A 14401-nucleotide genomic window follows, 5' to 3' on the forward strand; every position below is an offset into this window, starting at 1 on the left:
CATGCCCAACATGTCAGCTGACATAACCAGCAGTGGAAATATCAACAACCAGTGTTTTCCCTGTCACTCAAATACAGGGCCTACGAATTCTTTGAAATATCCTCATGATTCAGGTACTACTGACTGCAAAGCATGCCACATGGATTCCAGCAAGAGTCTAAACGTTCATCTGGTCCCCGAGGCAGGCATACCCAACCCCAACTGCAGCCAATGCCACGACCTGGGTGGCATGGCATTGTATCTCATTGACTATAACACGCTTAATAAGAGCGATTATGTCCATAACCAGTTAAACATATCAGAGGGTAGATACCCGCTGAACTACAATGCGTCGAATGGCTCAGCATCACGACCTGCAGATGACAGGCTTTGCTGGGCCTGCCATGGTGAAGACGATAACGGTGATGGCATTGCAAATTATTCAGAACAACCTGCCAGCGGCCATCCCGTCAATTACATGACCCCGCATGCATGCGAGGACTGCCACCAGAACGCATCCGCACCGTGGAATGCTCCACAAAATGTTGCACACAGCAATGCGTCATCTGATACACAGACACCCGGTGCACTTCACTGTTATGACTGTGACGGTAATGATGTAATGTATAACAGGTCCCACCAGGATGATGATTTCCACTTTAACCTGAAGAATTCACTTGCTGCTCATTACGACATTGGCTTTCCTGAACTTAAAGCACTGCGGGGCACGACCACATACTGTATCCTGTACTGCCACCAGAACACTTCGTCTCCGTTCAGGGATGTGTTCGACGACTTTGAAAATACGGAATTACCCAACCATTCGTCCATGAATTCAAGACCCCAAAACCAGAGCTGTGTTGCACCACAGTGTCATGCAGCAACTGCATTGCATGATGCTTTAATGAAGAAACCCACGCTTGAGAGCGGCCAGTTCGGGAATGAAAATTGCACTGCCATTGAGTGCCATGATCCGGCAATGTTCAGGAACCATAACAACATAGTGAATTGTACATCATGCCATATGGACAATTCCGGACCGAATATCCACCCGATAAAATACCTGCAGAACAATGGCTGGGACTTTGTACAGTTGAACTATACGGCTGCTGATTGCAATCTCTGCCACAAAAATAATCTTGCAGATGCAAATATGTACAAATGGGGATTGAACCCTGTAAAAATAGGGATCCAGCATCATTCAGATAACCCCGGGAATGGCAGTATCTGGAACAGGACCAGCGAACCGTTCTGGACATATGTACCAAATACCATAACATTTGTTACTGGCTGGCAAAACAACTCAGTACGGGGCTTTTTGACAGGCTTTGCTGCCATGCAGGATACCAACGTGTCGTCAACCATAATAAGCGAGAACACTACAGATGAATCTTTTGTAGGGTATTATCCGGACAATACTGATTTCGCTGTGAATGCAACAGGATGGGTCTCATCCGACACGTTAAGCGGGACAAGTGCATACTCAGGTACAATCGGTAATACACCCGGTGCGATAACCGTTTCTTCAATAAAAAGGAACGATGTGGTAGATTCCTATTGGAATGCCAATTTCACTTATCCAAGAAGCAATAAAGTCACAGAGGTAATAGTTAAACTCGACAGTATGCTTGTCATTGCTTCTGACATGGACACAACTGCCACCAGGGCAATAAATGTAAGTATCGATGACAATAGCGGAAATGTAACCGAGGTCTATAGCAGGATCCTGCCTTCGAATCCTGAATCCCGGTGGGTGGAAAGTGGAGACATATCGGTTCCAAATCCGGACACCGTGTTCTGGAAAAATGGTGATTACACTATCAGAATCAGGACAAGGTTCTCAGCCCTGAATACAAAAACGGTCAATATAAAAACCGCATATGATAATGTCCATGTGGACCTTTATGAAACGGATTATAAGAAGTACAATTTTACATTATATATTAATAATACTCCACCAAGTGACAGATATAGTCTGTTCATAGGGTATCATTCGCACATGGAATCTGCAGAGTTATATGTAATGAACAATTCTCTTTTTGAATTGAAAGCAAACCTTAATGTCGGTGCATTCACCAGCGCAATAATACCACTGAGCCAACAGGAATTCAATAATGGAAACATTACTCTTCTCATCAAAGACAGTAACGGTCCTGGAACGACTCCTGCTGATATTGATGTACATGCATCCTGGCTGGACATAGAATACCTGTTTGTGCGTTCATACGGGTGGGTGAACAACAGGTCGGTCCGTTATGCTTGCGAGTACTGCCACGCTCCTGACGACCACCATGAATATGCACTGGGATTACCGTATTTTTTCAAGGGTACTAATTACGTGGGTCAACAGGTAAACAACTCGACGACATGGTGTGCATCGTGCCACTACCAGGGTTATGTAAGCGGTGGCAACAGTTACTCTGATATGGTTAATTCCTTCCTGAACCACAGTCTCCCCGTGCCACCTGAGATAACCGGACATCCTGAATACGGTGTCAATGCATCCATAGACCCTGATTATTTCAACCATACCGGTTTTAGCACGTATAATGACTCGGAATGCTGGACCTGCCATAAAGGTAATCTTCCAGAAGGTACGAACAGTACCGTCTTTATACATTATGTATCGACCGATGTTCTGGAATACGTGAATTTTAGTGTGAACAAGACCATTGTACCCGGACCGGGTCTTGAAAACTATACCATTACACTTAACCTGACCAATCCTGACATTTCAAACCAGACGAACCTCAGTGTCTATGACCTGGTACCTGTCAATTTCACCATCACCAACCCGGTGCCAAATTATAATGGGTCAAATGCAACCAGATACTACTGGACCATGGATCTCATGGCAGGGGAAAGTAAGGTCGTGACCTATACCATGGTGGCAACCGGAAGGTACAATATTTCTGATGTTCTCACGGTGGGTGTGTTCTAATGAGATACTGCCGCCAGGTTCCCTCAATTGTGCTGTTACTGTCTCTGTCCTTGCTGTTCAGTTCGCCAGTATCGGCAATTCCCCTGAACCTGCATCTCGATACTACCGAATACATCAATAGCCTGGTTTTTTATTCAGACGGGAACTACAGTCTCAGTGATGCCACGGGTTCACTCTATATTACGAATCCATCCCTGAACAATACCATAGCAGATATCAACATTGATTTTACCAGTGGCATTACACCTTCCAATATCCATATCAACAAAACTTGGCTGCAATAATACGACCGTTGTATCGTACCAGATTGCCAGTTCCGCCATCAGCCTTCCAATATCAGTGGTCGAGACCTTAACGCCTGCAACACTTGTACCGGGTATTAACCAGACCATTGTTTTCAATGTAACAATCAACAATTCAGGAATTGAAGATATCAATATTGTCCAGTTTGACAAGGTATTCCCGTCCGAACTGAACTATCATAACATCACAGCCACAAATGGCAGCGTGAATTTTTCGAACACTACGAATACGGTTGTCTGGACTAATGTTACCATCCATCCCGCATCCACCGAGAGCATGCAAATACTGTTTTCTACCACATCCACCACCAGCATTACCGTTCAAGATTCCAACGTATCATTTACTCTTCCCACCTATTCGGCATCCACATCTCTTTCATTATCTGGTGTCACTATCTCCACGAACTTCACGCTTGAAAAAGAGAAAATTTCCAAGGATAGGTGGAGGGTCGGTTTACGGGTGTGGGATGAAAGCGAGTTCAATTATTCACAGTATAAGTCTGAGATATATCTCTCAGACACAATGCTGAACAATACTGCGCTCATCAAGACATTCTACCCGAACGTCATCCTCCAGCCCGGACAATCATGGCACGGTGAACTATTCTATGATTACCCGGATGTCCCTGTTTTCTTTGGACAGGTATACTATACCGTATCGTTCAACCTTTCAGGCAGTTCAGTGCCGGTAACACCGGTAAAAAGTGGAGGTTACATCATCAATTCCATTGTTTCCCCTGACAAAGGACCGGGTAGCGGTGGAGGTGGCGGTGGAGGAGGTGGCGGCTCCTCGGGAGAAGACTTCTACAATATCGTATGTTCGGAAACAGACCGGCAAAGTGTACAAAAAAATGCATCTGTCAGTTACAGCTTTAATCTCGATTGCACTATTGTAAAACATATCAATTTCACGTCTCTTGTCAGTGCGGGAGAGATCGCTTCAAAGGTGGAAGTATTGAACAGTACGTCCTCGCTGGTCAATGCAACTCCGCCCGGGTTAGTATTTAAGAATGTTAATATCTGGCTTGGGAATTATGGATGGGCCGTACCAAAGAATATTGATAATGTAACAGTCGTTTTTGTTGTTGACAGGACATGGATATCTGACAAGTATATTGATGTATCCACTATTGCCCTGTATCGTTATGTCGACGGGGTCTGGTCTAAACTAGATACAACATATGTAAAAGAAGATGCCACTTATTATTATTTTGAAGCAAAAACACCGGATTTTTCGCCGTTTGCGATTTCAAGTGAGGCATCATGGTTAGAAATGATGCCATTACCCACATTTACCGCCATTCCCACACCAGTTGAGCAAAAAGAAACGCCTCCATCAAATGAAACGAGCGTACCGGTAGAAAAGAAAAAGCCATGCTGGTTATTGCTCCTGATACAGGTAATCAGTTACCTTGCACTATTTGTTTATCTGTGGAGAAAGGAATTGCGTGAATGGATTTAGAGAGACCCTGTACAATTTTATGGTTATCTTTACCATCGTGCGGGAAAAACCGATTTACCTTGAACATTATTTCACATCTTCAATTCCGATAAGCACCACACCGGCCCCGTCAAGCACGTTGATGGCATTATGTATGTCATCCACCCTGATTATCAACAGCGCCTTCTCAGTTGCCGTGGCAAAGGCATAGGCATAGTCCACGTTGATATTATTAGAACCAAGCACTGATGCAATATCATGCAGGCCGCCGGGTGAATCGCTCATCTCCACGCCAAGCACTTCAGTTTCGGAGACCGTGAATCCGGCATCGTGTAATACATCATGGGCCCTGTCAGGTTTATCAACAACCATGCGCAGTACGCCAAAATCCCCAGCCTCTGCAATAGTAAATGCCCTTATATTGATGCCTGCGGATTTCAGCTGCCCGGTGATCTCCTCAAGCCTGCCCGGTTTATTCTCGGCAAATATGGATATCTGTTTGATCATTTTACTTTCCATGTTCTCCACTCCATATCATATTTTCCTTTTATCAATAACCCTCTGTGCCTTACCCATGGACCGCGGGATGGTCCCCGGTTCCACAAGTTCGACCTTTCCTGTGATGTTCAGTACCGTATGAAGTGCCTTGCCTACCTTTTTCTCAAGCTTCATCAGGTCAGATATCTTATCACTGAACACGTCCGCGGTCACCTCGACCTTGACCGTAAGCTTATCAAGTTCCCCCTCACGTTCAACAATGAGCTGGTAATGTTCGGCCACTTCGGGTATCTCCATCAATACCGCTTCCACCTGTCCCGGGAACACGTTGATGCCCCTTACGATTATCATATCATCGGTCCTGCCCAGGATACGCATGATGCGCGGATGCGTCCTGCCGCATTTGCAGGATTCGCTTCTTATCACGGTCAGATCACCGAGGCGGTATCGTATCAGCGGCAGCGCTTCCTTGACCAGCGTGGTCACGACCAGCTCCCCCCTCTCGCCGTCAGGTAATTGCTCCCCGGTCTTCGGGTCAATGACCTCTATCAGGAACTGGTCTGCCCAGATATGGATGCCGTCCTGGTACGTACATTCGGTGAACAGGGGACCGCTTATTTCTGAAGTCCCGAAAATATCGTACGCCTTGATGCCGGTCTGCTCTTCGATCCTTCTGCGCATCTCCTCAGACCACGGTTCGGCCCCGAATATCCCGCATTTCAATTGAGTGTCGTTAGCTATACTGATACCCATTTTCTTTGCGACCTCGTGTATGTGAAGGAAATATGACGGTGTGCAGGCGATAGCAGTGGAGCCCAGGTCCTGCATCAGTTCTATCTGCCTCTCAGTATTCCCGGAACTGGTTGGAATGGCACTTGCCCCGACCATTTCCGTACCATAATGCAATCCCAGTCCGCCCGTGAACAGGCCATACCCGTAACCAACCTGCACCACATCTCCCCGGCCTATGCCAATAGAGGTCAGGCCACGGGCAAGTGAGGTGCTCCATTCTTTGACATCATTCTGGGTATATCCCACAACAGTCGGTTTGCCGGTGGTACCGCTGGATGCATGGTAGCGGACAACCTGGCTTTGCGGGACACAGAACATGCCTGTGGGATATGTATCCCTGAGGTCCTGTTTGACAGTGAAAGGAAGTTTCTTCACATCCTCAAGGGATTGTATATCAGAAGGCGAAACCCCTACTTCGTCAAATCGTTTCCTGTAGAACGGAGAATGGTCATACACATATCGGACCAGTGATTTCAGTTTATCTTCCTGGACCTTTTTCAGTTCATCTACAGGCATTCTCTCAACAAGCGGGTCCCAGTATTCAGGCATGGTAATCCCTGAATACTCTTCTCTAAAAAGATATAAAATGTTTGGTTTAACGTGAACGAAGATACTCAATGCTCTCCTGTGCTGCATCGAAAGTCCTGGATTCCAGTACGTACCTGATATCACGTTTGGGAAGTTTCCCGGTCACAGCGGCCCAGTCAACCGAACCTTTGCCCAGAGGCAGGTGTTCATCCCTGCGTCCCTTGTTATCGTGAAGATGCACGTGCACAATGTTAGCCTGACATTTTTCAAGGAATGAGGTTACAGCCTTATTGGTGTTGGCATGCCCCACATCAAAGGTCAATCCCAGGTTATCCCGGTCAACCGATTCTATCATACCCAGCATTTCCTCGGCATGCTTGCCGAAAATGAATTCCATGTTGACCATATTCTCAACCCCGACGGTCATGTCGAACAGGGCCGCATGGTCACACAATTGCCTGAGTCCCTGGATGTTGCGCTGCCATGCAAGGTCAGGTAGCTGCATACCCAGCGGGGAAAGATGGCCCGGATGTACCACGGCCAGTTTAGAACAGGGAGCCATAAGCTGTATCCATTGCATCATCTGGCGGAGGGTTTCATTCCAGATAGGTTCATTGAGACTGGCAAGGTTCAGGTCAGAGAAAGGGAGATGAACGCTCAGGTCCAGACCAGTGGTCTCAAGGACCGATGCTATTTCGTTGATGTTCAATTCACCGGGCCTCTGTCGCCCGTCACACACCAGCTCCCAGCCAGTAAATCCCATGTCAATGAGCGTGCTGGCAAATTCAGACAGGTCACCCGCCGGTGGAGGGTACGAAAAACTAAGATGCCCGGGGTCAAGTCCAAAACTCATATTATCACGTGAGGGTAAAATGGATATCTCGAATCAACGGGATACCAGCGTCCCGCTGTGCCGCCCTGCAGCAGCTTCAATAATATTATGGGGCTCCCTTCCGTCAATAACAATGGTCCTGATACCACAGCGCTGGATTATCTTGGCGGCCAGGGGGTCAAGAGGCGAATTGGAACCTGCGACCATATCAATCTTCATCACCACATCCACAAGCTGGGCAGGTGTCATGGTATCGAATTTTCGTGCATCTTTATCGGTATTCGGGTCTGCTGAATATACCCCGTCCACTGATGTGGCATTGATGAGCAGGTCAGCACCCACGTACTCAGCCAGAACGGCTGAGACCGCATCAGTGGTCTGGCCAGGTATCAACCCTCCCATCACCACGATATGTCCGGCAAGGGCTGCCTTTGCAGCTTCAGGGTAACTGGTAGCAGGTTCGAGGTACGCGCGCTTGCCAAGGGCGGATATCAGGAGCCTGGCATTGACGCGGGTAATATCTATCCCGATAATGTCGCATTCCACGTGGTTGGCACCCAGCACCCTGGCAGTTTTTATATATTCCCTGGCAACCCTGCCGCCCCCGACGACCACATACACAGTATGGACCTTTGCAAGCTGTTCGATGCTCTTTGCATACTTCTGTATCCTCTCAGGGTCAAGGTCACTTGTCAACACAGACCCCCCTATCGAAACTACGATTATCATTGATATTACCTGTCCCTTTTTTCGCTGTACCTTACGTTACCTTACGTTACCTTAAACCTGAATACTTTTTCAATATAATTTACTTTTTACCTTCTCGTAAAAACCGTCATTATTGATACGTACGAAACGCGCCGGGTTGGCTGCTTTTTCAATCGTTATGACATCGTTTGAGGAAATGCCCTGTGAATACTGTCCATCCACTACCACCACTGCTTCTTTATGCGGCAAAAGCAGTTCCACTTTAATCCTGCTCCGGCCCGGTATGGCCCAAGGACGTGAAGACAGTTTGAATGGAGCAAGAGGTACCACCACGGTGGCATCCACCCTTGGGTCTACAATAGGACCCCCGGCGCTCATGGCGTAGGCAGTCGAACCGGTGGGCGTGGCAATGACCAACCCGTCAGCCCTCAGTTCTTCCAGTTTACGCTCATCTACCCAGACCTTATAGGCAAGTATCTTTGCAGGATGGGCGGTAATGATGACAACTTCATTGGTGGCAGGCGGAAGTTTGACATCATTTATCCACACTTCCAGGCGGAACCTTTCATCAACCTGGAATCCGGGAAGGATGGAATCAATGGTCTGCAATGCTTCTTCTGCGTCCACATCCACAAGAAAACCCACCGTGCCCATATTTACACCAATAACCGGTAGCGGGTCATCCATGTGCTGTATGGCCCTGAGTACCGTACCGTCCCCACCCACTGCAATAATTAACTCCACGCCCTCCTGGCGCATCTGGCCTACCGGCATACCTTCGAGACCCAGTTCAACGGCAGTACCAGGGTCCACAAAAACGTCAACCTTCTTGCGAAGATGTTCAATGATCTCGCCTGCAATACCCACAGCACTAGGCCTGTCACAACGGGAGACCACTCCAACCTTTTGTATCATTGAATTCCCCTTCAATTCCTTCCTTTTTAAGATAATAAAAGTAATATAATCTGGTACAGTATTATAACCCTATTGTTTTTTCAAGAGCGGTATGGACAATGCCATTTGATGCCACAATGTTTACCCTGTCGGTGACATTGAGTTCACCGATTGGCAGATTTCCCTGCCCGTCGGTCACCCTGCCACCCGCCTCTTTAACTATCAGCAAACCGGCCGCAACGTCCATGATGCGCAGCCTGTCACGGGTATCGACAAAAGCATCAAAACCGCCTGACGCCACGTAACACAGTTCCAGTGCCGCACTGCCCAGGGTACGGATACGCCGCACCTGCCGGCCCAGGCGTTTCAACACATCCCAGCCGTCATTGTAAGCATAGGCAGCCACTGTGAGGTCCTCTAGTCTATTGACCGATGATGTATGTATCTCCTGGCCATTGCACAACGCACCTTCTCCCAGGGATGCAGTAAAATCCGTGTCATTGGCAAGGTTATATACTTTGGCGTATCTGATGTCTGAAAGGTCATTATTTCCAATGGCTATGGAAACTGAGTAAAAGGGAATATTGTGGGTTGCATTGAAAGTGCCGTCAAGCGGGTCCAACACCACAGTAAATTCCGGCCGGTCTCCATAGGTGAAAATACCTTTCTCTTCTGATACCACCTTCATATCAATACCAGATGATGCCAGTATCTCAAGTGCGGCATCCTCGGCGACGATGTCTATAAACCTGGAAGGAGTGCCGTCTGCACCCATGCCCACAACGCGGTCTCCTTTTTGAGTACCCACCAGTTCCTTTGTTGCCCGGGCCACAGCATCTGCCACATCATCACACAAAACGGCAATCTCGGTCAAGCTCAGGCCCCCGGTTCCCGGGGGAGCGTCCCCACAGCAATGAATCGCTGTCGGGGTTTGTTCAGGTCCGCTATAATGAATGTATCTCCCGCGCTATAGGCCAGTTCTTCATCAATGCTCAGGTGAACCCTGCACTGGCTACCTGCCTTGACTTCAGGTACACGTTGTCCGCCCACGGTGATACCTGATATTTTGACCGGGCTGGACTGGAGAGAAACGTACACGTGCAACGTAGTTCCCACGGACATTCCGGGACTGAATCGCGACACATTGCACTCAAGTTCAATATCATCAGAGCAGATCTCTTTAATTGAGATGATATGGCCCCTGTTCACTTCCTTTGCCTGGACGCCTTTGAGGGCCAGGCCGACACGCGAACCGGGTGGGGCAGATGTTGAATCGATATCATGCATCTGGATATTGCGGATCTCTACCTCGCGCTTTATAGGATGGATGGTGAGTTTATCTTGCTTGTGAATGGTGCCCCTGGTCACCCGTCCCAGTACTACCGAACCAATGCCTTTTACGTTAAAGGAATGGTCCACTATCACCCTGGGGGGCTGGTCTGCGGTCTTGAGATGCTGTACTGCAACGTGTGCATCGAGTTTGTTAATGGCTTCCTTTAACTCTTCCATTCCCTCAAAAGTGCTGGTGGAAACCGCCATGATATCCCAGTCCCGGGCAGTTGTATCTTTTAGCATTGCCCTGAACTTTTTTGCGTTCTCCTGCAGTTCATAGGAGTTTGACCTGTCAGCCATGGTCTGTACAACGATGCCCTGCCTGATACCAAGCAGGTCAATGGCTATCACGCACTCCCCGGTCGCTGCATCCATTCCCTTGGGCGGGATACACAGCAATACCATGTCAACCATGCCCAGTGCTGTCATCAAGGGTTTCGGGGATGCCGGATATCCAGATGGGTCTATGATAGTCAGTATCTGCTCGCCTTTGGCAAAGTCATACAGGGTAATGTCACTCTCATTTCCCTTTTTGCCAAGCTTGGCAGCCAACGAGCTCCTGCCCGAACCTTCTCCTCCGATAATTGCTATTGATACCATAATTCATTCAACACAAGTGTTTTTTACCCGATAATGATATCCCGGGTACTATAAGTAGTAAATGCTCTAAAAGGTAATGAATATTTTCACATAAAAACTCGTCGGCTTCATTTTTCACGTGCTGTGACCTTCATAAAGGAATGCAAAAACCTGGTGTTCTAATAAAAACTATTTTCATTCAATCCTTCATATTTGAGGAAACGTATTCAACAGACCGCATATTCTTTCCGATGGAAAGACTGTCCTGATAAAATCCCTATCTTGACAATGGATTATTTATATGGGCCTGACCGGATTTGAACCGGTGGCCGCCCGGTTATGAGCCGGGCGCTCTAACCTGACTAAGCTACAGGCCCCCGATAAGGATGAGACGCCGCCAACAGGGCTCGAACCTGTGACATCATGGTTAACAGCCATGCACTCTACCAACTGAGTTATGGCGGCATCATGTTTGCTTTTTTATGCGAGTCGTTCTTAAGGACATGCTTTGATTTAAAGGTTTTGTTTATTTATATATGCATTATCCCTAAGGTTTTGGCAAATGTTTAAATAAAAAAGTGAGGATATAATGGTTTTATAAATAGTAGGTCCATATTAGTATTATTTAATAATTCTCTTTCAATACATTGGTGAAAAAATAATGACGGGTGGCACTACATTGGAACTATTCTGTCCAAGATGGAACAAACCAGTTGCTGAAGCCATCTGTAACATTTGCAAGGACCAATGTGATAACTCTGTTGCCAACCCTGACAATTTTATTGCCAAAAAACTGATCTTAGACCTGGAAAAAGTAAAAGGAAACCGTCTCAAGATCCATCTGCTAAAAAAGCCCATCGTTGAATTAAGCAAAGAAAAAACGGCATCAGAATCTTTACCTGAGCATACACCAGAACCTGTGGCAGAACACGCACAGGAATCTATGCCGGTACATGCATCAAAACCTGGGCCAGAACACGCACAGGAATCTATGCCGGTACATGCATCAAAACCTGTGCCAGAACATGCACAGGAATCTATGCCGGTACAGGTACCGGAACATGGACCGGAAACCGATCAGGATGATGATGATTTTGAAGCGGAATTGAATAATATGGACTTCTTAAAAACAGAGATAGAAGAAACATTCAAAGAGAGGGCTGACATGATCATCGAGTCTCTCGGTCTTGCTCATATGAGGCAAAAAGATAAAGCTGAGAAAGAAGATGAAAAGACCTGAACGTATTCCAAGGTCCATTTAATGTCTTATTTATCCCTTCGTTCCTTATCGGGCCTATTCTTTCCTTTGCTTTTTGAGTATTACTGCAGACAATATCATAATAGCCATGACAAGTGGTGCGCTAAGGCCTGGTATGATGGCGCCATCACCAAAACTCACATCCCTGGTACTGAGGGGAGATGGAGTATCTGTAGACACGGCCGTATTGGTTGCAGTTGCCGTTGGTTTTGTTGTAACCGTGCTGGAAGGTTCTCCGTATCGTAGATAGATATCAATAAAATGACACACGCTGCCTGACGTGCCCCTGAATACTGAACCCAATTTCAGGGAAACGATCAGGGAACTTGTTGAGTCATAGTATTCAAATTTCTTTCCAGCCTGAAGCAGGTTTTCGTTTAGCATTTCCCCATCTTTCCAGATAGAAACAAAAGCCTGTTCTTCAACATAGTCCACCCCTTCCACCATGATGTAATAACCATTCCCTATGTCCCAGGAACTTCCATCCCTGACATCTTTTTTCTCCAGATTCTGGGATGCAAATACAGGGGCAGTAAGATACATAAGCATAAGTAAAATTACAAAATGTTTTTTGTGGTCCATTGTTTTTCACCTTTAAGCGTTTTTGACAGTAACAGTAATAGTTATTATTTGATTCATCATATATAAAATATGACTTAATAAAATGATCTGGCAGCAAGCAAACCGGAAACAATCAGGACAATGTTCTGTTCTTCACATCTCAAAGTCTACGAAAAGACTGTACGATATTCGTTATATGAAAACTGCTACTCTTGCCCCATACACCACTGCTGTAATGTTCGCAATAGACGTATTCTTCCATTCGCTCACATCTACCCGAGTATTTTTCAGGGAGTTTTCTGTTCCCAACAATTAATGCACAGCAACCTGTTTGCATACGCGGACATCTGGCAGGTAGTATCAAACGATTTCCTCTTCTATTTGACCATTATTAAAGTAATTAAGTTAACTAAATTAGTAATAGTGTTTCAAGATAAATAATTAACGCTCGATACCTGAAACATCGGCCTGTGTAAGACCAAATGTCCCCAGAAGGGCTACGGTGCCTTGATTAAATGCTACGCAACTGTTCTATCGGGTGTATCCGGACTAACCGCCACATAGCTATGATAGTGGATAACAGACCCAGTGTTATTGCCATTACAAATCCTCCCGCCAGGAACATTTCATCCAGTACCAGCACATTTTTAAAACCCATCATGGATTCAATCCCGTGGTTCAGTCCTATCGTGAAAGGTATGCTCAAAACACATCCGGCGATCCCTCCCAGAAGGCTGATTATCAATCCTTCCAGTCCTATACTTTTTACCATTGACCACCTGGACAGGCCAATAACCTGCATGATACCTATCTCTTTGCGTTTCTCGTTTATGGATAGCAGCGTGGTGTTCACGACAAGGGCGCCCCCCATGACCAGTGCCAACACCACCATTGAGGCAGCACTGTAAAGCATTATGCTGTTCTCTTTTATTACCTTCTCGAGAAACTCCATGTTTGTGCTCACCACATAGTTCGGATAGGCCACTTCAAGGTCGGCTTTGACCGCATGAACGTCTTCAGGGTCTTTCAGTCTGACCATTATCATGGAAGCGCTGTCATAATAGTGGTTGCCGGTAATATCCTGGAATTCTGAAAAAGGGAATATGATCATGGGATTGACGCTGAATCCTGCCAGTGAGTTGGTGACTCCCACAACCTTGAATACCTGCCCTTTTGCATCTCCAACAGATTTACCCACGTGTATGGTATCACCCACATTAACATTCAACAAAGCAGATGCGCGGCTGTCCACCAAAACTTCCCGTGTCCATGCTCCGTTATACGCCCCGCCATTATAGTGGGAACTGGTGTTCAGGGGGGAACCTTCGGAAATAACAACCATGGGCCCGCTCGTTTCCACTCCCAGTCCGAATACCGCCCTGGGATTTACATCATCCCTGTAGGCATAGATCATTTCAGTGAGCATGGGGATGGTGTGGGTGATCCGGGGGTCTTTCACGGCATCATATGAAAGCTGGTGGGCATTGTTTATTTTTGCCGCACCAACGCTTGCATAGCTGGCGCGCAGGTCAACAGGTTGGCCTGTTATCCAGAGATGCATCAAACTCTCCTTGAAAGCACTTTCACCCGTGGTCACAAGACCACTACCCAGGGATGCCAGCAGTATCACGGACAATACTGCTATTGTTACCGCAGCGATGTTAAGTGATGTCCGGACCCTGTTTTTCATTATGTTCTTGAGCGCAAGCATGATACCTCATGATAGTACGTGCCGTAGATATAATAATGTTAATGC

General features: G+C 46.7%; 13 protein-coding genes and 2 tRNA genes. 4 read left to right on the forward strand and 11 right to left on the reverse strand.

Annotation, left to right across the window (positions count from 1 at the left end):
* Positions 1–10 precede the first annotated feature (10 nt).
* Genes K0A89_00710 through K0A89_00720 form a run of 3 tightly spaced genes read left to right on the forward strand, consistent with a single transcriptional unit; the run spans position 11 to position 4684 of the window.
* Positions 11–2920, forward strand: a complete 2910-nt coding sequence (locus K0A89_00710) for a hypothetical protein (protein MBW6517012.1) — start codon at positions 11–13, stop codon at positions 2918–2920.
* On the forward strand, positions 2920–3204 hold the full coding sequence (locus K0A89_00715; protein ID MBW6517013.1) for a hypothetical protein: 285 nt from the start codon (positions 2920–2922) through the stop codon (positions 3202–3204). Before K0A89_00710 ends, K0A89_00715 begins: the two co-directional genes overlap by 1 nt.
* A complete protein-coding gene (locus K0A89_00720) occupies positions 3155–4684 on the forward strand; it encodes a PGF-pre-PGF domain-containing protein (GenBank protein ID MBW6517014.1) in 1530 nt (509 codons plus the stop codon). Before K0A89_00715 ends, K0A89_00720 begins: the two co-directional genes overlap by 50 nt.
* A 66-nt stretch (positions 4685–4750) precedes the next feature.
* Here the strand turns inward: K0A89_00720 and K0A89_00725 are convergent, their stop codons facing one another.
* The 9 genes from K0A89_00725 to K0A89_00765 form a co-directional block, all read right to left on the reverse strand.
* Complete coding sequence (locus tag K0A89_00725; protein MBW6517015.1) at positions 4751–5182, reverse strand: acetolactate synthase; 432 nt, start codon at positions 5180–5182, stop codon at positions 4751–4753.
* 15 nt (positions 5183–5197) lie between these two features.
* Positions 5198–6502: a phenylacetate--CoA ligase gene (locus K0A89_00730; GenBank protein ID MBW6517016.1), complete on the reverse strand. Its 1305-nt coding sequence runs from the start codon at positions 6500–6502 to the stop codon at positions 5198–5200.
* 46 nt (positions 6503–6548) lie between these two features.
* The gene (locus K0A89_00735; protein MBW6517017.1) at positions 6549–7334 is read right to left on the reverse strand and encodes a sugar phosphate isomerase/epimerase; all 786 of its coding nucleotides are present in this window, start codon (positions 7332–7334) and stop codon (positions 6549–6551) included.
* Between the two features lie 33 nt (positions 7335–7367).
* On the reverse strand, positions 7368–8042 hold the full coding sequence (pyrH, locus tag K0A89_00740) for a UMP kinase (GenBank protein ID MBW6517018.1): 675 nt from the start codon (positions 8040–8042) through the stop codon (positions 7368–7370).
* 69 nt (positions 8043–8111) lie between these two features.
* The gene (locus K0A89_00745; protein ID MBW6517019.1) at positions 8112–8936 is read right to left on the reverse strand and encodes an NAD(+)/NADH kinase; all 825 of its coding nucleotides are present in this window, start codon (positions 8934–8936) and stop codon (positions 8112–8114) included.
* Positions 8937–8997: 61 nt separating this feature from the next.
* On the reverse strand, positions 8998–9795 hold the full coding sequence (locus K0A89_00750; GenBank protein ID MBW6517020.1) for a bifunctional fructose-bisphosphatase/inositol-phosphate phosphatase: 798 nt from the start codon (positions 9793–9795) through the stop codon (positions 8998–9000).
* On the reverse strand, positions 9792–10847 hold the full coding sequence (locus K0A89_00755; protein ID MBW6517021.1) for an elongation factor Tu: 1056 nt from the start codon (positions 10845–10847) through the stop codon (positions 9792–9794). The genes K0A89_00750 and K0A89_00755 overlap by 4 nt, the downstream gene beginning before the upstream one ends.
* 281 nt (positions 10848–11128) lie before the next feature.
* Positions 11129–11203 (reverse strand) — tRNA-Ile (locus K0A89_00760).
* 15 nt (positions 11204–11218) lie between these two features.
* Positions 11219–11291: transfer RNA gene (locus K0A89_00765), tRNA-Asn, on the reverse strand.
* Between the two features lie 196 nt (positions 11292–11487).
* Here K0A89_00765 and K0A89_00770 point away from each other — a divergent pair.
* The gene (locus tag K0A89_00770) at positions 11488–12066 is read left to right on the forward strand and encodes a hypothetical protein (GenBank protein ID MBW6517022.1); all 579 of its coding nucleotides are present in this window, start codon (positions 11488–11490) and stop codon (positions 12064–12066) included.
* A gap of 54 nt (positions 12067–12120) precedes the next feature.
* On the opposite strand, the gene K0A89_00775 is transcribed toward K0A89_00770, so the two are convergent.
* Positions 12121–12666 (reverse strand): hypothetical protein, encoded by a 546-nt coding sequence (locus K0A89_00775; GenBank protein MBW6517023.1) that lies wholly within the window; start codon positions 12664–12666, stop codon positions 12121–12123.
* A gap of 490 nt (positions 12667–13156) precedes the next feature.
* The gene (locus K0A89_00780) at positions 13157–14356 is read right to left on the reverse strand and encodes an ABC transporter permease (GenBank protein MBW6517024.1); all 1200 of its coding nucleotides are present in this window, start codon (positions 14354–14356) and stop codon (positions 13157–13159) included.
* Positions 14357–14401 lie beyond the last annotated feature (45 nt).

It is taken from the genome of ANME-2 cluster archaeon (assembly GCA_019429385.1).
Taxonomy (GTDB): Archaea; Halobacteriota; Methanosarcinia; order Methanosarcinales; family Methanocomedenaceae; genus Methanocomedens_B.

What these genes read in the sequence shown, in the direction of transcription:
- K0A89_00730 (MBW6517016.1), bottom strand. Translation starts at nt 6,502, where the DNA reads ATGCCTGAATACTGGGACCCGCTTGTTGAGAGAATGCCTGTAGATGAA.
- K0A89_00770 (MBW6517022.1), top strand. Translation starts at nt 11,488, where the DNA reads ATGACGGGTGGCACTACATTGGAACTATTCTGTCCAAGATGGAACAAA.
- K0A89_00755 (MBW6517021.1), bottom strand. Translation starts at nt 10,847, where the DNA reads ATGGTATCAATAGCAATTATCGGAGGAGAAGGTTCGGGCAGGAGCTCG.
- K0A89_00715 (MBW6517013.1), top strand. Translation starts at nt 2,920, where the DNA reads ATGAGATACTGCCGCCAGGTTCCCTCAATTGTGCTGTTACTGTCTCTG.
- K0A89_00710 (MBW6517012.1), top strand. Translation starts at nt 11, where the DNA reads ATGTCAGCTGACATAACCAGCAGTGGAAATATCAACAACCAGTGTTTT.
- K0A89_00745 (MBW6517019.1), bottom strand. Translation starts at nt 8,936, where the DNA reads ATGATACAAAAGGTTGGAGTGGTCTCCCGTTGTGACAGGCCTAGTGCT.
- K0A89_00725 (MBW6517015.1), bottom strand. Translation starts at nt 5,182, where the DNA reads ATGGAAAGTAAAATGATCAAACAGATATCCATATTTGCCGAGAATAAA.
- K0A89_00780 (MBW6517024.1), bottom strand. Translation starts at nt 14,356, where the DNA reads ATGCTTGCGCTCAAGAACATAATGAAAAACAGGGTCCGGACATCACTT.
- K0A89_00735 (MBW6517017.1), bottom strand. Translation starts at nt 7,334, where the DNA reads ATGAGTTTTGGACTTGACCCCGGGCATCTTAGTTTTTCGTACCCTCCA.
- pyrH (MBW6517018.1), bottom strand. Translation starts at nt 8,042, where the DNA reads ATGATAATCGTAGTTTCGATAGGGGGGTCTGTGTTGACAAGTGACCTT.
- K0A89_00775 (MBW6517023.1), bottom strand. Translation starts at nt 12,666, where the DNA reads ATGGACCACAAAAAACATTTTGTAATTTTACTTATGCTTATGTATCTT.